We start from the raw sequence: 19580 nt of genomic DNA, 5'->3' as shown, positions 1-19580 counted from the left end.
TAAGCTGCCCCGCACTCAACGCCATGCAGTTATGACGGACAGGCGCCGGGCGCGTTCATTTCGGCCGGTTCCGGCGCTACCGGCGTTGCCGCAACGGCAGACAAGAGCCCTCGCACAGGCGCAAAATGACCGGCTCTCCGTTGCTTCGTTTTCGGGACATTCATGGCCACTGCCGATTTGCGTAAAGGGTATCTCCTGGGTCTGACGACCTTCTCCATCTGGGGCCTGTTCCCGCTGTATTTCAAATCCATCGAGCAATATGCGGCGCTGGAGATCGTCACCCAACGCGCGATCTGGTCGGCCCTGTTCGGAACGCTGGTGCTGATGTTGTGGCGCCATCCAGGCTGGTGGCAGGAGCTGCTTGCGCATCCGCGGCGGATCGGCGTGCTGGCGATTTCCAGCGTGCTGATTGCGACCAACTGGCTGATCTACGTCTGGGCGGTGAATCACGGCCATATGCTCGAGGCGAGTCTGGGCTACTACATCAATCCGCTGGTCAACGTGCTGCTCGGTCTGATTGTGCTGCGCGAACGCCTGCGCCCGCTGCAGTGGCTCGCGGTCGCGATGGCGGCGGTCGGCGTGCTGCTGCAGCTGATCACCCTCGGCGATTTCCCCTGGGTGTCGATCGTGCTGGCGTTGAGCTTCGGCAGCTATGGCCTGTTGCGCAAACAGGCGCCCGTCGCGGCCCTGCCTGGTCTGGTGGTGGAAACCTGGCTGTTATTGCCTATTGCCTTGGGCTGGCTGTTCTTCTTTGGTAGCGGACCCACCACCGAGTGGTCGTTCTGGACCGATCCGCAGGCACTTTGGCTGGTGGCAGCCGGGCCGGTGACGCTGCTGCCGCTGCTATGTTTCAACGCGGCGGCACGCCACTTGCCCTATTCGACTCTGGGATTCCTGCAATACATCACGCCGACGTTGCTGCTGGTGCTGGCGGTGTGGGTGTTCAACGAGCCCTTCCCTGCTGACCGCCAGCTGGCATTCATCTGCATTTGGGCAGGCCTGGCGGTATACAGCTACGATGCCTGGCGGCTGATGCGCAAAACGGCGAGCTGAGCAAGGCTGCAGGCCGGTCAGTTGGCCGGCTGCAGTTTCAGTTCCACCATCAGATCGTCGGCCAAGGTTTCCAGATGCTGCTGCAGCTCTTCTAACGACAGCTCGGTCGGCACCGCCAGACGCGCATCGGCATGGAACAGCAACTCATTGGTCATCGGGGCGGGCAGCACATCGGTGTCCAGGCTTTCCAGGTTGATGCCATGTCCCACCAGTAGCCGGGTAATGTCGCGAACGATACCGGGGCGATCGTTGCCCACCAATTGCAGCTGGATCATCCGCCAGCTGCGCTCGGGCTCCTCGCCGCTGTGGGCGAACAATACGCGGATACCCTCGCGCTCCAGCTGCTGCAACGCATCGATTAGCCCGGCATGAGCATCGGCCGGCACCGCGACCCGCAGAATCCCGGCGAACTGACCGGCCATGCGTGACATGCGGCTTTCCAGCCAGTTGCCGCCATGTTCGGCGATGCACTTGGCCACGCGTTCGACCAGCCCAGGCTGATCCTCGGCAATGACGGTTAGGACGAGATGATCCATCTGTGGCTCCTCTTTCTGTGGTTTGTGCGCTACCGGCGAGAGCCGCGCGCGCCTGAGCGTGAGTCGTGCGCCAATGGAGCCGGCTCAAAAGGTATAGAACAAAGTACCGGTTTCGCCGACCTGACGCGCCCCCAAATATGCGCGCTGCTGACCTGAAGGATGGCCAAGCGGGACGGACTGATTTTCCGAACGGCTTCATGTAGTATCCGCCGACTCGGACTACAAGAATCCAATTGTCCGCGTCGGATTGAAAGAACCAAGTGAGGCGAGTAATGACTGAGCGCGTTGAAGTCGGTGGCCTGCAGGTCGCCAAAGTCCTGTACGACTTCGTGAACAACGAAGCGATTCCTGGTACCGGTGTTGACGCCGATGCCTTCTGGGCCGGCGCTTCCAGCGTCATCCACGACCTGGCGCCGAAGAACCGCGCGCTGTTGGCCAAACGCGACGACTTGCAGGCGCAGATCGATGCCTGGCACCAGGCCCGCGCCGGTCAGGCCCACAATGCTGTGGCGTACAAAACCTTCCTGCAGGAGATCGGTTACCTGCTGCCGGAAGCCGAAGATTTCCAGGCCACTACACAGAACGTCGACGAAGAAATCGCCCGCATGGCCGGCCCGCAGCTGGTGGTGCCGATCATGAACGCGCGTTTTGCTCTGAACGCCGCCAATGCGCGTTGGGGTTCGCTGTACGACGCGCTCTACGGCACCGATGCAATCAGTGAAGAAAACGGCGCACAAAAGGGGCCGGGCTACAACGAAGTCCGCGGCGCCAAAGTCATCGCATACGCCCGCGCCTTCCTCGATGAAGCCGCACCGCTGGAAAACGGCTCCCATGCCGACTCCACCGGCTATCGCATCGACGGCGGCAAGCTGGTCGTCTCGCTGAACAACGGCAGCAGCGCCGGCCTGAAGGACCCGGCTCAGTTGCTCGGCTTCCAGGGCGAAGCCAGCGCGCCGATCGCCGTGCTGCTCAAGCACAACGGTATTCACTTCGAAATCCAGATCGACCCATCCAGCCCCATCGGCCAGACCGATGCCGCCGGCGTGAAGGACGTGCTGATGGAATCGGCGCTGACCACCATCATGGATTGCGAAGACTCCATCGCCGCGGTCGATGCCGATGACAAGACCGTCGTCTATCGCAACTGGCTCGGCCTGATGAAGGGCGACCTGGTCGAAGAATTGGAAAAGGGTGGCAAGCGCATCACTCGCGCCATGAACCCGGACCGCGTTTACACCAAAGTGGACGGCGGCGAACTGACTCTCCACGGGCGTTCACTGCTGTTCATCCGCAACGTTGGCCATCTGATGACCAACGACGCCATCCTCGACAAGGACGGCAACGAAGTGCCGGAAGGCATCATGGACGGCCTGTTCACCAGCCTGGCGGCGATGCACAACCTAAACGGCAATACCACCCGCGCCAACAGCCGCACCGGCTCGATGTATATCGTCAAGCCGAAGATGCATGGCCCGGAAGAGGTAGCCTTCGCTACCGAACTGTTCGGCCGCGTCGAGGATGTCCTCGGTCTGCCACGCAACACGCTCAAGGTCGGCATCATGGACGAAGAGCGTCGCACTACCGTCAACCTCAAGGCCTGCATCAAGGAAGCACGCGAGCGCGTGGTGTTCATCAACACCGGCTTCCTCGACCGCACCGGCGACGAGATCCACACCTCCATGGAAGCCGGCCCGGTCGTTCGCAAAGCGGCGATGAAGGCCGAGAAGTGGATCGGCTCTTACGAGAACAACAACGTCGACGTTGGCCTGGCCTGCGGTCTGCAGGGCAAGGCGCAGATCGGCAAGGGTATGTGGGCCATGCCCGACCTGATGGCTGCGATGCTCGAGCAGAAGATCGGTCACCCGATGGCTGGCGCCAACACCGCCTGGGTCCCCTCGCCGACCGCTGCCACGTTGCACGCCATGCACTACCACAAAGTCGACGTGTTCGCCCGTCAGGCCGAACTGGCCAAGCGTGAGAAGGCGTCGGTAGACGACATCCTCACCATTCCGCTGGCACCGAACACCAACTGGAGCGAGGACGACAAGCGCAACGAGCTGGACAACAACGCCCAGGGCATCCTCGGCTATGTGGTGCGCTGGATCGACGCCGGCGTCGGCTGCTCGAAAGTGCCGGACATCAACGACATCGCGCTGATGGAAGACCGCGCCACCCTGCGCATCTCTAGCCAACACATGGCCAACTGGCTGCGTCACGGCGTGGTGACCCAGGAACAGGTGGTCGAGAGCCTCAAGCGCATGGCACCCGTAGTGGACCGTCAGAACGCTGGTGACCCGACCTATCGCCCGCTCGCGCCGGACTTCGACAGCAATGTCGCCTTCCAGGCCGCGCTGGAGCTGGTGCTTGAAGGCACCAAGCAGCCCAACGGTTACACCGAGCCGGTGCTGCACCGTCGCCGCCGCGAGTTCAAGGCCAAAAACGGCCTGTAACACGCGAGGCACTGCAGAAAAGAACCGCCCTCCTGGGCGGTTTTTTATGCGCGCAACGCCATGCGACATCCTTTTCGCCCAGCCCGACCTTCATCACCCGGCCACTCCGGCTCGCGACTAGACTTACGTCCAATGTGCCCCACAGGACCCACAGCCCACCATTGGGCGAAAACTGGAAGCGATCCATGAGCAAAGCCGATGCTTTCGCCGAGGCAGGCAAAACCGCCGTGCTGCAGAACATCCACGGGACCATGGAGTTTCTGCGCAAATACCCGCCTTTCAACCAGATGGAACCGGGACATCTGGCCTATCTGGTAGAAAATTGCCAACTGCGTTTCTACAGCGAAGGCGATTGCATCATTTCGCCCGATGACGGCGTCGTCGATCACTTCTATATCGTCAAGCAGGGCCGCGTTCACGGCCAGCGGCCGCACACCAGCAAGCGCGGCACCGAGACGACTTTCGAGGTGATTGTCGGCGAGTGCTTCCCGATGGCCGCGCTGATGGGCGAGCGCGCCACCCGTACCGGGCATTTCGCAGCGGAAGATACCTTCTGCTTTCTGCTGAACAAGCCGGCCTTCGTCAAACTGGTGTCTAAATCCGCCGCGTTCCGCGACTTCGCCATGCGCGGCGTGAGCAGCCTGCTCGATCTGGTTAACCAGCAGGCGCAGATGCGCGCCGTGGAAAGCCTCGGCGCGCAGTATTCGCTGGAGACCCGGATCGGCGAGCTGGCGCTGCATCATCCGGTGTCCTGCCTGCCGTCGATGCCTTTGACCGAGGCGGTGCGCCTAATGCATGAGAACAATGTAGGCAGCATCGTGATTACCGATGCCGCATTGCGCCCCCAAGGCATCTTTACGCTACGCGACCTACGCCGTGTTATTTGCACCGGCACCGCCGAACTGACCGGGCCAATCGCACAGTTCATGACTCACGACCCGTTCCATCTGCCACCGGACGCCACCGCGTTCGACGCGGCGATCGCCATGACCGAGCGGCATATCGCGCATATCTGTGTGGTCGAGGACGGCCTGCTGCGCGGGGTGATCTCCGAACGCGATCTGTTCTCCCTGCAACGCGTCGATCTGGTTCATCTGGCGCAGGCGATTTCCCATGCCGACAGCGTCGAGACGCTGGTGATCATTCGCAGCCGCATCCTGCAACTGGTGGACAACATGCTGGCGCATGGCGCGTCCTCGACGCAGATTACCCACATCATCACCCTGCTCAACGATCATTCGGTCTGCCGTGTGATCGAGCTGGCCATCGAAGCGCTCGGCGATCCCGGCATTCCCTTCACCTGGCTGTGCTTCGGTAGCGAGGGCAGGCGCGAGCAGACGCTGCACACCGATCAGGACAACGGCATCCTGTTCGAGGCCGCCGACGCCGCCGACGCCGCGCATATCCGCGGACGCCTGCTGCCGCTCGCCGAGCGCATCAACCGCGACCTCGATACCTGCGGCTTTACCCTGTGCAAGGGCAACATCATGGCCAGCAATCCGCAGCTGTGCCTGTCACGGCAGGAATGGCGGCGGCGCTTCAGTTCGTTCGTCCGCGAGTCGACACCGGAGAATCTGCTCAGCAGCACCATCTATTTCGATTTACGCGCCATCTGGGGGCCTTGCGAAGGCTACCAGCAGCTACGCAACGAACTGCTCGATGAGATCGGCGAGAATCGTTTATTCCAACGTATGCTGGCCGAAAATGCCCTGCGCCAGCGACCGCCTGTGGGCCGCTTCCGCGACTTCGTCGTGACTCGCAAGGGAGACGGCAAAGCGACTCTGGACCTCAAGGTGCAGGGGCTGACGCCCTTCGTCGACGGGGCGCGGCTGCTCGCTTTAGGCCACGGCATCGCCGCTTGCAACACGCTGGACCGGTTGCGGCAGCTTGTCGAGAGAAACGTAATCGATGATAAGGATGGCGCGGCCTACGAGGAGGCCTACCATTTCATCCAGCAGACGCGCATGCAGCAGCATCAAGAACAGGCCCGCCGAGGTCAGCCCTATTCCAATCGTCTCGATCCGGACACCCTCAACCATCTGGATCGGCGCATCTTGCGGGAGTCTTTCCGTCAGGCCCAGCGCCTGCAGAGCAGCCTGGCCCTGCACTATCAGTTATGAATATGCCTTGGTTCAAAACACGCGGTCCCCTCCTCAACCTGGATCAGTTGCAACGTCGCGATCGACTACCAACACCCAAGACAACGGAAGCCTGCCCACTTCAGGAGCAGCGCCTGGTGGTGCTCGATCTGGAAACCAGCGGCCTGGATATGCGTCGGGATATCGTGCTCTCCATCGGCGCGGTGGTGATCGAGAATGGCGGCATCGCGTTGGGCGATCAGTTCGAGTCGACCCTGCTGCGACCTGCGCAAAAAGTCAGCGAGAGCGTACTGATCCACGGTATCGCTCCGAGCGAACTGGAGGCCGGCGAGGAGCCAGCCGAGGCCCTGCTGGACCTTCTGGAATTCATCGGCGACAGTCCGATCCTGGCTTTTCACGCCGGTTTCGATCAGCGCATGCTGACCCGCGCCGTAAAGCAGACCCTCGGCTACAAGCTCCGTCACCCCTTTATAGACGTGGCCGAACTGGCACCGATGCTCTGCCCTGACAATCGACCGCGGCATAATGGTCTGGATGAGTGGTGTGCACACTTCGGCTTACAAGTCCTGCAGCGCCATCACGCCAGCGCCGATGCGCTGGTGACTGCCGAAATCGCGCTGATTCTTTTCAGCAAGGCGCGTCGGCAGGGCCTCGATAGCCTTATGGCGTTGAACCAGCGCCTGACCAATTGGCGCCAGCGACAGCGGGCGCGCATCTGAAGTAAGCCCATCGACGACAAGACGATGATCTGCCGTTGCACCGATGCCGGCAACTTGCGATGATACTGCGAATAGTTCTCGTTATTGGCCGACCCGGCCCTGGAGCGTTCGTCTTGTCGGCTGGTGAGTCGTCCAACCCACTCTTTGTAGGCGCGCTGTATCGCGATCATCGCGACTGGCTACTCAGCTGGCTGCGGCGCTACCAGGCGTGCCCGCACCGGGCCGAAGACTTGAGCCAGGACACCTTCTTGCGTTTGCTCAAACGCAATGATTTGAACGGTGTACGCGAACCCCGCGCGTTGCTGGCGACTATCGCGCGCGGACTGCTGATCGACCACTTCCGCCGCAACGCACTGGAACGCGCCTACCTCGATGAACTGGCTTTGCAACCGGAAGGGACGCAACCCAGCGCCGAGGAGCAATTGCAGACCATCGAAGCATTGCGCGAGGTGAACGAGCTACTGGGCCGACTGTCCGCAAATGCACGAGCGGCATTCTTCTACAACCGTCTGGATGGCATGACCCACGCTGAGATTGCCCAGCGTCTGGGCGTCTCGGTCCCGCGCGTACGGCAGTATCTGGCTCAAGCGCTGCGTCAGTGTTACATCGCTGCCTACGGCGAGCCGACATGAGCGACGAACGCCGCCCCGTATCGGCACGGGTACTCAACGAGGCTATTGCCTGGCAGCTGCGCCTTGGTGATGGGACCGAGAGCTCGCTTCATCTCAGCGAGTTGCAACGCTGGCTAGCCATGAGCCCCGAACACGCAAAAGCCTGGGCGCAGCTCGGCGGTATCGACCGGCGACTGGGTGCTATCGACTCGCCAAGCGCTCGGCGTGCCTTGCAGCTCAGCGCCACCGCCAAAAACCGAAACACTTCCGGACGCACCTTTCTCGGGCTTGCCCTGCTCTGTACTTTCGGCATCGGTCTGGCATTGCAGGTCCGGCCGCTACCGGTCTGGCTGGCAGACGAGAGCACGAGCGCAGGGGAACAACGCAGCATTACCCTTGCCGACAATAGCCACATTCAGCTGAATAGCCGCAGCGCGCTGGATGTGCGCTTCGATGAACGCCAGCGCAAATTGTTCCTGCATCAAGGAGAGGTGCTGGTGGAAACGGCTCCGGGAAGCGACCCACGGCCGTTCATTGTGGAAACCGACCAGGGTGACCTGCGAGCGCTGGGCACCCGCTTTATCGTCCGCCGCGAGGACGATGCCACCCGGCTGATAGTGCTTCGCTCGGCGGTCGCCGCGCTTCCGAGCAATCTCCAAACAGGCCGCACGGTGCGTGCCGGCGAGCAAGTACTGATGCACCGTGACCATCTCGGCGACAATCGGAATGCACCAATAGCGGCGGACGCCTGGAGCCGCGGCATGTTGGTCGTTGATGACCTGCCGCTGGGTGAATTGCTGGCGAAGCTAGGCGAGTATCGGCACGGCTATCTCGGCCTGGATCCGAGCCTGGAATCCCTACGCATCAGCGGCAGTTTTCCACTGCATGACACCGACCGCGCGCTGGCGGCCCTGCCGCCCAGCCTCCCGGTAAAAATCGAGCGCCACACCGACTGGTGGGTAATGGTGGTTCCAGCCGAGCCGGTAGCGAACCCGAGCAAATGAACCGCGGCGCTCATCGCTCGCGGCGGTTGTCGTCCCGCCCAATTTGAAAAATATTTTGCGTACCCCTATCACTTTTCATTCCTGCTTCGGCCTCGTGAATAACTGAGACACATTCCTATTCGGGAGCTATTCACAGATGCCATCGTTTGCCCTGTTTCGTCCTAGCCTTCTTGCCGTTGCCATTGCAGTCGCGCCCATGCCGCTGCTGGCGCAGTCCGCCAGTGGCGAGACAATTGATGGCGGGGTTCGCGAATACTCCCTGCCGGCTGCTCCACTGAGCTCGACGCTCAATCGCATTGCAGCAGAAGCTGGGCTGGTACTTAGTATCGACCCTGCGTTGACCCAAGATCGTATGGCCGAACCGGTTCAAGGCCGCTTCGATGGCCAGGGCGCGCTGCAGGAAGCGCTGCGGGGCACCGGTCTCGAGCTGCGCCAAACTGCTTCGGGTAGCTACAGTCTGCAGCCAGCGGCAACCGACGCAATGGCACTGCCGGATGTCATCGTGACGGCAAGCGAAGCGCTAGCCGACGGCAGCGAAGAAAGCGGCTATCGCGCCAGTGCCGTGCGAAACGTCGGCGCGCTGGGTGGGATGGAACTTCAGGATGCACCCTATTCGGTGACGGTGATTTCCTCGGAGCTGATGGACAACATCCAGGCCACCTCCAGCGACGACATCTTCAAGCTCAGCCCGACCACGCAGTTCACCTCTCCGACCAGCGCCGGCTACGCCAGCGCGGTGGCCATTCGCGGCTTCAGCGGCGTCGGCAACCTGAGCATTGCCAATGACGGCCTGCGCTTCAGCAACGGCTACGACGGCGGCAACTACATCGAGGAAATGGAGCGGCTGGAAATCCTCAGCGGCCTGTCGGGCTTTCTCTACGGCCCGGCCAGCCCCGGAGGACTGGTCAATTATGTGCTCAAGCGCCCGACCTACGAGCGCTACAACAGCGTGACCTACGGCACTCCGGGCGGCGAGAACCAGTACCTGCACGGTGATTTCGGCGGCCCGATCGACAGCGAAGGTCGCTTCGCCTATCGCGTCAACCTGCTCGCCCAGGATGGTGAAACCGCCATCGACGGCCAGGTCGAGCGCCGCCACATGGCCAGCGTCGCTCTGGATTGGAACGTCAGCGACGACCTGCTCATCCAGTTCGACGCCTCGCACAAGCAGAGCGAGACGCGCGGCCTGACCAGTTACTGGTACTTCGACAACCAAGCATTCCGGCCCGACGCCGACGACCTGGAGAACGACAAGCTTTACAGCCAGCGCTGGGCCTACAACGACAGCCGCCACGACCGCGTTGGTAGCCGCTTCCAGTGGCGCCTGAACGATGTGTTCAGCTTGCGCGGCGCACTGGGTTATAGCCAATACACCTCCGAATATGCCTATACGGGGCCAACCGTGAATTCGGCCGGCGTGTACGTTCAGCCGCTTTATGCCTTCGCCCCGGTAGAGACCGAAGAGACCTCGGGCAACCTGTTCCTCGATGCGGTTTTCGACACCGCCGGCATCGGCCACGAGATGACCGTCGGTTACCAGGGCAACACAGCCCGGGTTCGCTACAACAGCGACTACATCCCCTTCCCAGGTCCGCAATATGTGTCGGTCACGCCTGAAGTGCCCTTCAGCGAGCGCCCACAAGTCGCCAAGCCGAATTACGACCTGGGCGATGGCGACTTCCACCTGGCCAGCCGCACCCAGTCCGACAGCGTGCTGATCGGCGATGTCATCACCTTCAATGAGCAGTGGTCGACGATCCTCGGTGTGACGCACTCGCGCATCAAGACATTCAGCGACAACTTCGTCTGGGTCGAGGCGTTCGGCAGCGCCCCGACCATCGAGGATTACAGCGAGACAAAAACCTCGCCCAACGTCTCGCTCGTCTACAAACCGGTCGAATGGCTGACCACTTACGCGACCTACATCGAGGGCCTTCAGACCGGCGGCGTGGCGCCGAGCGGCACGAACAACGCTGGCCAGGCGCTGGCGCCGATCATTAGCGAACAGTATGAGATAGGCGCGAAAGCCGAGCTCGGCGGTGCCCTGTTCACCGTCGCGCTGTTCGAAATCGACAAGCCAAATACCTTCACCAATGCTGCTAATGTCTTCGTCCAGGACGGCATGCAGAACAACAAGGGCTTGGAATTCGGCGTGACTGGCAACGTCACTCCGGCGCTCACGCTGGTCGGCGGCATCACCCTGTTAGACCCGGTCGTCGAGGACTCGGCCATTGCCGCTAACGAGGGCAACCGTCCGACCGACGTCGCGCGACGCCTGGCCAAGCTATACGGCGAATATTCGATTTTCGCCGTGCCCGGCCTGACGCTCACCGGCGGCGCCTTCTATACCGGCGAGCAATACACCGACGAAGCCAACGACAACACCATTCCATCGTTCACCACCTTCGACCTGGGCGGTCGTTACCGCATGGCGCTGGCGGACGACCACGCGCTGACCCTACGTGCCAACCTGAGCAACCTGACCGACGAGCACTACTGGCTGAGTAGCCATTACCTCGGCGCTCCACGCACGCTCGAGCTGTCGGCGCAACTGGAGTTCTAATGCAGGCCACCACCATCCGCCGCTGGTCCTTCGTCCACACCTGGACCAGCTTGATCTGCACGCTCTTCCTGCTGATGCTTGCCATCACCGGGTTGCCGCTGATCTTTCATCACGAGCTGGAGCATCTGCTCGGCGAGGCGCCGGAGCTGCGCGAGATGCCGGCCGAAACGCCGCACCTCGACCTGCAACAACTGGTCAGCGCAGCCGAGCGGCATCGACCGGACGAGGTGGTCCAGTACCTCGGCTGGGAAGAGGACGAGCCGTCCGGCGTGGTCGCCATCATGGCTGCGACGGCCGGCACCGAACCCAATTCTTCTCATACCTTTATGCTCGATGCGCGCACTGGCGAAGCCGTGGAAATGCCGGCGGCCAATGGTGGGCTGATGATGTTCTTCCTGCGCATGCACGTCGACATGTTCGCCGGGCTTCCTGGCAAGCTGCTGCTGGCGTTCATGGGCATTCTTTTTGTCGTCGCGATCGTATCCGGCGTGGTGCTTTATTCGCCGTTCATGCGGCGTCTCGAGTTTGCCAAGGTGCGCCATGAACGCTCCAGCCGAACGCGCTGGCTCGATCTGCACAATCTGATTGGCGTCGTTACGCTCAGCTGGGCGCTGATGGTAGGCATCACGGGCGTCATCAGCGCCTGCGCCGATCTGCTGATCGAGGCATGGCGCACCGAATCACTTGCCGCTCTGGTCGAGCCTTATCGGAACGCCCCGCCCCTGGTCGACGCCGCCCCGGCTAGCAATTTGGTACAGATCGCGACAAACGCTACTCCCGGCATGCAGCCTGACTTCATCGCTTTTCCCGGGACGCGGTTTTCCAGCGAGCACCACTATTCAATCTTCATGAAAGGCAGCAGTCACCTAACGTCGCACCTGTGGACACCGGTACTGGTCGACGCCAGCACCCTTGAGGTGACCGCCATCGGTGGACGACCTTGGTATATGGACGCTTTGTCGCTGTCTTCACCGTTGCATTTCGGCGACTACGGCGGCCGACCAATGCAGATTCTCTGGGCGGCACTGGATGTGCTGACCATCGTCGTGCTCGGTAGCGGACTGTATCTATGGTGGGTTCGACGTCGCGGCGCAACATCGGCACGCGAGGTGACGGCATGAGCTGGCGGCAATCGACCTTCATGCTGCCTGGCCTGATTGCCCTGCTGGGTGTGATCGGATTGTTCGCCGCGCTGCTCGGCGACGGCTGGTGGGATGTGCTCGCTTGGCTCGGATTGGGCGCTCAGGCGGCACTAGGCCTGTGGCCTTTGCTGCCCGGCCGAAGAAGTCGGGTAGGCAGCGAAGGGATCAGCCAGCATCAGCAACTGTGACGTGACCCGCCATGGAGGCGCATCACTGCACTGGAGCGAGTTACGAGCGGTCGGATAAGCAAACGGCCCGGTAAAGCGGCGCGTCCGTCTCCAGTTCGGTCATGGTTTCAAACTTCGCCTGACCTGCCTCGTTCAACCTGAACATCACCTTTTCGTCGCAGAGCAACTGATAAGGCGCGCTTATCACCGTGGACATCAGGTGGCGTTTTTCAAAGCGATATAGGGAGAAACGGGCGATTCGCCCCTTGGACGTTTCCTCGATTTGCGCATTGGCATTATCAAGTACCGTATAAACAAGCGGCATGGGAAACAACATGGTCCAGGGCCGCCATAACATGTGGCCTTCTTCACTCGAAACGATCACCGCCCCTTCAGGCAAGCGCGCTTCCTTGGTCTCGAACCAGGTGTACTCGTAATGAATGGTATAGGCGAGCATGCCCAAGCCGGCGAATGCCGGAATAATCCATTTCGGTAGCCGATTGCGAGTCAGATTGCGCAACACCAGGGCAATCCCCGCACCCGCCAGGGCGGCAGCAATTGCAGCGATTAAATGCCAGATCATATACAGCTTCCTCAAAAAAATCGGGCTTCCAAATGGAAGCCCGACTCCTACCTCAACCTCGTGTCAGACCAAGTCTGACGTCAGGTTGCATTGTCATTAGTGATCAAGCGCAGCGCCAGCACCCTTCGGGGTACGAACGCTTTCGACCAGATCCTGAATTGCCTGCGGAGGCGCTTCAGTTGACAGGGATACAGCATAAGCTACTGCGAAGTTGATCACCGCACCCACTGCACCGAAGGCCAGCGGAGAGATGCCGAACAACCAGTTGTCAGGCGTATTGGCGAAGGACGCCGTGCCCGGGATGAAGAACCAGCCCAGATACAGGAAGATGTAGACCAGGGTGGTAACCAGACCCACAACCATACCTGCGACCGCGCCCTTGCTGTTCACACGCTTGGAGAAGATACCCATCATCAGCGCCGGGAACAGCGAAGCTGCGGCAATACCGAACGCTAGCGCCACTACCTGTGCGGCGAAGCCCGGAGGATTCAGCCCCAGCCAGGTTGCCAGGAGAATCGCACCCGTCATGGAAAGACGGGCAGCGAGCATCTCGTTCTTCTCACTGATCTTCGGATTGATGATGTTCTTGATCAAGTCATGACTGATCGCGGCGGAGATCGCTAGCAACAGGCCTGCCGCAGTCGAAAGCGCAGCGGCAATACCACCCGCAGCGATCAGACCGATGACCCAACCTGGCAGATTGGCGATTTCCGGGTTTGCCAGAACGATGATGTCGTTGTTGACGACCAACTCGCTACCACTCCAGCCACGCTCTTGCGCAGTGGGGGCGAAGCTGGCATTGGCATCGTTGTATAGCTGGATACGCCCATCACTGTTCTTGTCTTCCCAAGTGATCAGGCCAGTCTCTTCCCAGGTCTTCATCCAGTCTGGACGCTCGTCAAACCGAATCGCTTCGGCCTGTGGGCCCTCTGGATAAATGGTGTCGAGGAGGTTCAGGCGCGCCATGGAGCCAACGGCCGGAGCAGTTAGGTACAACAGCGCGATGAAGATCAGAGTCCAGCCTGCGGACCAGCGAGCATCCGCCACTTTCGGCACAGTGAAGAAGCGAATGATGACGTGAGGCAGACCAGCAGTACCGATCATCAGCGACAGGGTAAACAGAGCCATGTTCCATTTATTGTCGACTTCAGCGGTAAAGTCTTGGAAGCCCAAATCACGCACGACACTGTCTAGCTTGTCCAGCAAAGGAAGGCCGGACTCTACGTGAGTACCGAACATGCCCAAACTGGGAATCGGATTGCCAGTCAGTTGCATGGCGATGAACACGGCAGGGATGGTGTAGGCAATGATCAGTACGATGTACTGAGCCACCTGGGTGTAGGTGATGCCCTTCATGCCACCAAATACCGCATAGACGAACACGACCCCCGCCGCAATCCAGATACCAGCGCTATTGCTCACTTCGAGGAAGCGAGAAAACGCCACACCGGCACCGGACATCTGACCGATCACATATGTCACACAGATGAGAATCAGGCAGATAACTGCAACCAGACGCGCGCCCCGGCTATAAAAACGATCACCGATGAAATCCGGCACGGTGAACTTGCCGAATTTGCGCAAGTACGGCGCGAGCAGCATAGCCAGCAGCACGTAGCCGCCCGTCCAGCCCATCAGGTACGCAGAAGTGGCATAACCACCGGACGCAATGATACCGGCCATGGAAATGAAGGATGCCGCAGACATCCAGTCTGCCGCAGTCGCCATACCGTTGGTCACGGGATGAACGCCACCACCGGCGACGTAGAACTCCTTGGTCGATCCAGCTCGAGCCCAGTATGCAATACCGAAGTACAGTGCGAAGGATGCACCCACGAACAACATGTTTATCCAGAATTGACTCATGTTGTTATTCCTCCACACCAAATTCTTTGTCCAGCTTGTTCATCCTCCACGCGTAGAAGAAGATGATCGCAAGGAACGTAAGAATGGATCCCTGAGTACCGAACCAGAAGCCCAGATCCGCCCCCCCCACCGGTATGCCGGAAAGCATGGGACGCAAGAATATGGCGAAGCCATATGAGACGAGAGCCCAGACCACCAGGCTCCATGTTATGAGGCGAACGTTCGCCTTCCAGTACGCAGCAGCATTTTCTTTATCGGCGTCGGCCATGACGTTCTCCGTCTTATTTTTATTACGAGAAAGGGGAACCACATCGTGAATTTAACAAGGAAGCGTGCTGAAAAGTAAGCCCCGACTTTAGTCTGACGGGGGCTGAATTGCCCGGCTGAGACGCCGTTTCTCTATTTCCTACGGACGGGAGGAAGGCCCCATTCATATTTCGTGAACTACGGCACAGGCAGCGCATACTTGCAGCGGGCGGGGCGCACATGACGGGGGATGAGCCCTCACGATGCTCCTTCAAAAGCAAAGAACCACACCAGACTCACGCGAACCGTATGACCGTTCGGTTCAACCAACCCGCCAGACACAGCAAAACCGAGATCAACATCTTTTATTCCGCTATCGATCAATTACTTGCTTTCATCCAATAACGAGTCGCTTCTTAACGCTTTCACAAGCAACACAAGAAAAATAACCGGCAGCACATTTGGTATTTAAACCCGCACGGCGATTAAATCTCGTTAAGACATAGTGTTTTATCTACACGGGCGGCATGCATATCAGCCGCACAAACTTTCTTCATGCGAGCCGATGCGTTGTATTACTTCGGTTCTCTTCACGTACAGGCCCACGCATAGGATAGGAAGCAAACGAAACGCTGAAGTAGTGATAGGGCAGCGGATGTGCCTGAGCGACGTCAAGGACACGGCCGCTTGAAATTACGGCCGATCAGCCCTTCCCAGGCATCGCTCGAGCGAGCCACACGCCAGCGTTATAAATCTACCGATCGCCAGTCGCCTGTTAGCAGCCTGACAGCTGCCTCAGCAGGTCGGACGACCTGCCGTGTACTTCTGCGCGGGATCGATGGCCGCTTCGAGATCGCTGATAGCCGTGGCACCGATCAACAGCGGATAACTGAAATGACTGCGATCGGTAAGGTTCACTTCCGTTTCGCGCAACTGATCACCGATGCACAACTGCATTTCGACTACTGGGCGCTCGGCGACACCGGGGCCGCGCTCGGCATCGTTATCGGAGTTCGCGGCTTCTTCTGCGCGGGTCTTGATCTCAGCAATGCGCGCTAAGGGACGCTCATAAAACGTATCGCCAGCCCCCTCCACAGCCAGGCGGAACCGTACCCAGTCCTCGCCGTCACGCTCGAAATATTCGATGTCTCGAGCCGACAGCGACGCAGTCATGGCACCGGTGTCCATTTTGGCTTTGAGGGTCTTGCCGAGGTCTTCGATCTTGATCTGTTCATAGCGGCCGAAGAGCGTTGGCTCTGCGGCGATGGCGGGAAGTGATAACGCGCTCAACAGCAACAACAAACGGGACAAAACAGCCTCCAAGATGTCCATTGACCTACTTGGGACCCGCCTGCACCTGCAACCGTTCCACCCGCAACGTTCCGCTTTGCCAGTAGCCACGCGACGTCGCATGGGCCTGTTAGACTGCGCACCACTTCCCCTTGCAGATGACTACCGTGCCCAGTTCAGCCTTCGCTACCCTGCCCCTCAGCCCCGCGACGCTGGCCAATCTCGACGCACTCGGCTACACCGAGATGACGCCGATTCAGGCCCAGAGTCTGCCCGTGATGCTCAAGGGCATGGACCTTATCGCGCAGGCCAAGACAGGCAGCGGCAAGACCGCCGCGTTCGGTATCGCATTGCTCGAACCGCTCAATCCGCGCTATTTCGGCTGCCAGGCACTAGTGCTGTGTCCAACCCGGGAACTGGCCGATCAGGTCGCCAAGGAGCTGCGCCGGCTGGCGCGCTCGGCCGACAACATCAAGATCCTCACGCTGTGCGGCGGCGTCTCCATCGGCCCGCAAATCGGCTCGCTGGAACACGGCGCGCACGTCATCGTTGGCACGCCCGGGCGCATTCAGGAGCACCTGAAAAAAGGCACACTGAAACTCGACGGGCTCAACACGCTTGTACTCGACGAAGCGGACCGCATGCTCGACATGGGCTTTTACGATGCCATCGCCGAAATCATTGGGCAGACCCCGAGCAAGCGTCAGACCCTGCTTTTCTCAGCCACTTACCCCAGCAGCATCAAGCAGCTCTCGGCCACGTTCATGCGCGACCCGCAGCAGGTGAAGGCCGAGGCGCTGCATGACGACTCGCAGATCGAGCAGCGCTTCTACGAGATCGACCCGGAAGACCGAATGGATGCCGTGGTGCGCATTCTCGCCAGTTTCCGCCCGGAAACCTGCGTCGCCTTCTGCTTCACCAAACAGCAATGCCAGGAACTGGTCGATCAGCTCACCGCCAAGGGCATTTCTGCCATGGCACTCAATGGTGATCTGGAACAGCGCGACCGCGATCAAGTGCTGGCGATGTTCGCCAACCGCAGCCTGTCAGTGCTGGTCGCCACCGACGTCGCCGCCCGCGGTCTGGATATCGATGCATTGGACATGGTGATCAACGTCGAGCTGGCGCGCGATTCGGAGATTCACATCCACCGCGTCGGCCGTACTGGACGCGCCGGCAAGAAGGGCATCGCCATCAGCCTGGTCGCCCCTGCCGAAGCCCATCGTGCACGGGCCATCGAAGACCGCCAGAAGGCGCCGCTCAACTGGCAACCGCTGAGCGATCTGAAAGCGCAGCCCGGCGAGCCGCTGCAGCCGCCGATGATCACCTTGTGCATCGGTGCTGGCCGCAAGGACAAGTTGCGCCCTGGCGACATTCTTGGCGCACTAACCGGCGATGCTGGCATCCCAGGCACTCAGGTTGGCAAGATCGCAATCTTCGATTTCCAGGCCTTTGTCGCCGTCGAGCGCAGCGTCGCCAAGCCGGCGCTGAACCGCCTCAACGCAGGGAAGATCAAGGGACGATCGTTGAAGGTACGGCAGCTATAGGCTGGAAGCTGGACGACCGTAGGGTGGACCACGCTTCACCGATCCACCGAACCAAAGCAAGGTGGATGTAAAAAGCGACATCCACCCTACGTCAGGCCGGACGCTCTCAGGTCCCGTCTCCGCCGCTCCCGTTACAACGACCCGCGCGCCCAAGGGCCCCAGATGGCGAATGTGATGCCCGGAGTTTGCGCATTCACAAAAAGAAAATGACCGCTGGGGTCGAAGCAGGCGCCGCAGAATTCCCTGTTCCGGTAATCGCCGCCGGAAACCCGCTTACCGGCAGCGGCAGCCTGAACGTCATCGAAGACTATGTTGTTCTTGGCGAAGATGTAGGCTTCGCCCGTGGTAGTCAGGCCCAGCAGCCGCTCTCCAAAGCCGTACACATCCTGTGCGCCACCGCCATCCTCACAAAGCAGTAAGCCGCCTCGAGGGCTAACGGTGATGTTGTCCGGATTGTTGGCGATTTCTGCGTCGGTGGAAGCGAAGATGCAGGTCAGGCGGTCGTTGGTCAGGTCGTGCATCCATACCGCGCCGCGGCCATAACCGGCACGCCCCTGACTGTCGGTACCGGCACTGGTGTCGACAATGAACAGCTTTCCTTCGCTGTGCCAGATGCCCTCGCCGCGGCTCATGCTCAGCCCACCGGCTCGCCGCGCCTGGGCAAAGGGGCCGCTGCCTTCGGGCTGCGGCTCGAGATTTGGATTAGGTACTTCGACCCACTCGAGTTGATAGCTGTCGCCCTGTTTCGGCGCGAGCAGATCGGCCTGAGCGCTATTGCGCACCCGCGCTGCCTGCAGAATTCCGCCAGCCGCAAGTGAGCCGGGCTGCTGGCTCGCGTCGGTGGGAATGTAACGGTAGTAGCCGGCCTGGTTGCGTGCGTCCTCAGTCAGGTACACGTAGCTATTGCGCGGATCCACCGCCACCGCCTCATGGGCGAAGCGGCCCATCTGGACGATTGGTTGGCCAGTCGTCAACGCCGGATCGGCGGTCACTTCGAAGACGTAGCCATGCGGGCGACCGCCGGCACTGCTGTTATCGGCCGTGGTTTCCTCACAGGACAACCAGGTACCCCACGGCGTCACGCCGCCGGCGCAGTTGGTTCGGGTGCCACCCAGACTCGGCACTGTGCGTACCTCATGTTCGATACCACGTGAAAAGTACAGGTTGGTGGTACCGCCTGCCAGACGCTGGCCGTTGGCGAGCGTGACGCCATCGTAAATACCGTTGGCCTCGATCAGCGCACCAGTGCCGGCTTCATGGTTGCGCACCAGCACGATTTCCGGGCCATGCTGCCCCCGGCGCACCTCGATTACGCCCATACCGTCATGGGAACCGGGCACCGGCTGGCCGTTTTCCATCATGTCCCCGGTCCAGGAAAAGCTCTTGTACTGAAAACCATCGGGTAGCTGGAGCAACTCCAGGCCCGTGCTCAGATCTTTGGTCGGGCGCAACGGGCCGTAGCTGCTACGGGCCAGTCCGCGGCCTTGTGCGTTGCGCGCGGCAAAAGCCTGCAGCGTGCCGAGTAACGGCGTGGTGGCGACAACGGCGGCAATGGCGCTGCCCTTTAGCAGGTTTCGGCGGCTGGCATCATGTTCACGGTTCATGCGGTGTCCTCTTTTATCGGAGTGGGGAGGGGCGACATGAATCAAGCCAGCCGAATACGGCGAAACGATGACCAAGCGATTGCGTTCCGGTGATGCGGGA

At 60.6% G+C, this 19580-nt stretch carries 16 protein-coding genes; 10 read left to right on the top strand and 6 right to left on the bottom strand.

The window, feature by feature from the left end:
- The first annotated feature begins 162 nt into the window (after nucleotides 1-162).
- On the top strand, nucleotides 163-1053 hold the full coding sequence (rarD, locus tag D7241_RS13445) for an EamA family transporter RarD (RefSeq protein ID WP_408101928.1): 891 nt from the start codon (nucleotides 163-165) through the stop codon (nucleotides 1051-1053).
- A 17-nt stretch (nucleotides 1054-1070) separates the two neighbouring features.
- On the opposite strand, the gene D7241_RS13440 is transcribed toward rarD, so the two are convergent.
- Nucleotides 1071-1589 carry a glycine cleavage system protein R gene (locus D7241_RS13440; protein WP_408101927.1) on the bottom strand — a complete coding sequence of 173 codons (519 nt, stop codon included), beginning with the start codon at nucleotides 1587-1589 and terminating at the stop codon, nucleotides 1071-1073.
- Nucleotides 1590-1861: 272 nt separating this feature from the next.
- Here D7241_RS13440 and D7241_RS13435 point away from each other — a divergent pair, with 272 nt between their 5' ends.
- The 8 genes from D7241_RS13435 to D7241_RS13400 all read left to right on the top strand — a co-directional run bounded on the left by D7241_RS13435 (nucleotide 1862) and on the right by D7241_RS13400 (nucleotide 12365).
- Nucleotides 1862-4039 carry a malate synthase G gene (locus tag D7241_RS13435; protein WP_408101926.1) on the top strand — a complete coding sequence of 726 codons (2178 nt, stop codon included), beginning with the start codon at nucleotides 1862-1864 and terminating at the stop codon, nucleotides 4037-4039.
- A gap of 185 nt (nucleotides 4040-4224) precedes the next feature.
- Nucleotides 4225-6159, top strand: coding sequence for a putative nucleotidyltransferase substrate binding domain-containing protein (locus D7241_RS13430; protein WP_408101925.1), 1935 nt, complete (start codon nucleotides 4225-4227; stop codon nucleotides 6157-6159).
- Nucleotides 6156-6857 carry a PolC-type DNA polymerase III gene (locus D7241_RS13425; RefSeq protein WP_255977730.1) on the top strand — a complete coding sequence of 234 codons (702 nt, stop codon included), beginning with the start codon at nucleotides 6156-6158 and terminating at the stop codon, nucleotides 6855-6857. Before D7241_RS13430 ends, D7241_RS13425 begins: the two co-directional genes overlap by 4 nt.
- A gap of 113 nt (nucleotides 6858-6970) precedes the next feature.
- Nucleotides 6971-7489, top strand: coding sequence for an RNA polymerase sigma factor (locus D7241_RS13420; RefSeq protein WP_408101924.1), 519 nt, complete (start codon nucleotides 6971-6973; stop codon nucleotides 7487-7489).
- Nucleotides 7486-8472 (top strand): FecR domain-containing protein, encoded by a 987-nt coding sequence (locus tag D7241_RS13415; protein WP_408101923.1) that lies wholly within the window; start codon nucleotides 7486-7488, stop codon nucleotides 8470-8472. Before D7241_RS13420 ends, D7241_RS13415 begins: the two co-directional genes overlap by 4 nt.
- 136 nt (nucleotides 8473-8608) lie before the next feature.
- Nucleotides 8609-11035 (top strand): TonB-dependent siderophore receptor, encoded by a 2427-nt coding sequence (locus D7241_RS13410; protein ID WP_408101922.1) that lies wholly within the window; start codon nucleotides 8609-8611, stop codon nucleotides 11033-11035.
- Nucleotides 11035-12156 (top strand): PepSY-associated TM helix domain-containing protein, encoded by a 1122-nt coding sequence (locus D7241_RS13405; protein ID WP_408101921.1) that lies wholly within the window; start codon nucleotides 11035-11037, stop codon nucleotides 12154-12156. Before D7241_RS13410 ends, D7241_RS13405 begins: the two co-directional genes overlap by 1 nt.
- Complete coding sequence (locus D7241_RS13400; protein WP_408101920.1) at nucleotides 12153-12365, top strand: hypothetical protein; 213 nt, start codon at nucleotides 12153-12155, stop codon at nucleotides 12363-12365. The genes D7241_RS13405 and D7241_RS13400 overlap by 4 nt, the downstream gene beginning before the upstream one ends.
- Nucleotides 12366-12405: 40 nt before the next feature.
- Here the strand turns inward: D7241_RS13400 and D7241_RS13395 are convergent, their stop codons facing one another.
- From D7241_RS13395 to D7241_RS13380, 4 genes are all read right to left on the bottom strand, one after another.
- Nucleotides 12406-12927 carry a hypothetical protein gene (locus tag D7241_RS13395; RefSeq protein ID WP_408101919.1) on the bottom strand — a complete coding sequence of 174 codons (522 nt, stop codon included), beginning with the start codon at nucleotides 12925-12927 and terminating at the stop codon, nucleotides 12406-12408.
- Between the two features lie 96 nt (nucleotides 12928-13023).
- On the bottom strand, nucleotides 13024-14793 hold the full coding sequence (locus tag D7241_RS13390; protein WP_408101918.1) for a sodium:solute symporter family protein: 1770 nt from the start codon (nucleotides 14791-14793) through the stop codon (nucleotides 13024-13026).
- 4 nt (nucleotides 14794-14797) lie between these two features.
- Nucleotides 14798-15061 carry a DUF4212 domain-containing protein gene (locus D7241_RS13385; protein WP_255977746.1) on the bottom strand — a complete coding sequence of 88 codons (264 nt, stop codon included), beginning with the start codon at nucleotides 15059-15061 and terminating at the stop codon, nucleotides 14798-14800.
- 773 nt (nucleotides 15062-15834) lie between these two features.
- A complete protein-coding gene (locus tag D7241_RS13380; protein WP_408101917.1) occupies nucleotides 15835-16350 on the bottom strand; it encodes an ATP-dependent zinc protease in 516 nt (171 codons plus the stop codon).
- 146 nt (nucleotides 16351-16496) lie between these two features.
- Between D7241_RS13380 and dbpA the strand changes: the two genes are divergently transcribed.
- Nucleotides 16497-17876: an ATP-dependent RNA helicase DbpA gene (gene dbpA / locus D7241_RS13375; RefSeq protein ID WP_408101916.1), complete on the top strand. Its 1380-nt coding sequence runs from the start codon at nucleotides 16497-16499 to the stop codon at nucleotides 17874-17876.
- A 131-nt stretch (nucleotides 17877-18007) separates the two neighbouring features.
- Here dbpA and D7241_RS13370 read toward each other — a convergent pair whose 3' ends face one another.
- Complete coding sequence (locus D7241_RS13370) at nucleotides 18008-19480, bottom strand: PhoX family protein (protein ID WP_408101915.1); 1473 nt, start codon at nucleotides 19478-19480, stop codon at nucleotides 18008-18010.
- Between the last annotated feature and the right edge of the window lie 100 nt (nucleotides 19481-19580).

It is taken from the genome of Stutzerimonas sp. VN223-3 (assembly GCF_045999685.1).
GTDB lineage: Bacteria > Pseudomonadota > Gammaproteobacteria > Pseudomonadales > Pseudomonadaceae > Stutzerimonas > Stutzerimonas stutzeri_AR.
Note: the sequence above shows the minus strand (reverse complement) of the source record. Positions and strands in the feature narration are given on the sequence as shown.

Bases quoted from the DNA above. Each gene is read 5' to 3' on its own strand.
- rarD (WP_408101928.1), top strand. From the start codon at position 163: ATGGCCACTGCCGATTTGCGTAAAGGGTATCTCCTGGGTCTGACGACC.
- D7241_RS13440 (WP_408101927.1), bottom strand. From the start codon at position 1,589: ATGGATCATCTCGTCCTAACCGTCATTGCCGAGGATCAGCCTGGGCTG.
- D7241_RS13435 (WP_408101926.1), top strand. From the start codon at position 1,862: ATGACTGAGCGCGTTGAAGTCGGTGGCCTGCAGGTCGCCAAAGTCCTG.
- D7241_RS13430 (WP_408101925.1), top strand. From the start codon at position 4,225: ATGAGCAAAGCCGATGCTTTCGCCGAGGCAGGCAAAACCGCCGTGCTG.
- D7241_RS13425 (WP_255977730.1), top strand. From the start codon at position 6,156: ATGAATATGCCTTGGTTCAAAACACGCGGTCCCCTCCTCAACCTGGAT.
- D7241_RS13415 (WP_408101923.1), top strand. From the start codon at position 7,486: ATGAGCGACGAACGCCGCCCCGTATCGGCACGGGTACTCAACGAGGCT.
- D7241_RS13410 (WP_408101922.1), top strand. From the start codon at position 8,609: ATGCCATCGTTTGCCCTGTTTCGTCCTAGCCTTCTTGCCGTTGCCATT.
- D7241_RS13405 (WP_408101921.1), top strand. From the start codon at position 11,035: ATGCAGGCCACCACCATCCGCCGCTGGTCCTTCGTCCACACCTGGACC.
- D7241_RS13400 (WP_408101920.1), top strand. From the start codon at position 12,153: ATGAGCTGGCGGCAATCGACCTTCATGCTGCCTGGCCTGATTGCCCTG.
- D7241_RS13395 (WP_408101919.1), bottom strand. From the start codon at position 12,927: ATGATCTGGCATTTAATCGCTGCAATTGCTGCCGCCCTGGCGGGTGCG.
- D7241_RS13390 (WP_408101918.1), bottom strand. From the start codon at position 14,793: ATGAGTCAATTCTGGATAAACATGTTGTTCGTGGGTGCATCCTTCGCA.
- D7241_RS13385 (WP_255977746.1), bottom strand. From the start codon at position 15,061: ATGGCCGACGCCGATAAAGAAAATGCTGCTGCGTACTGGAAGGCGAAC.
- D7241_RS13370 (WP_408101915.1), bottom strand. From the start codon at position 19,480: ATGAACCGTGAACATGATGCCAGCCGCCGAAACCTGCTAAAGGGCAGC.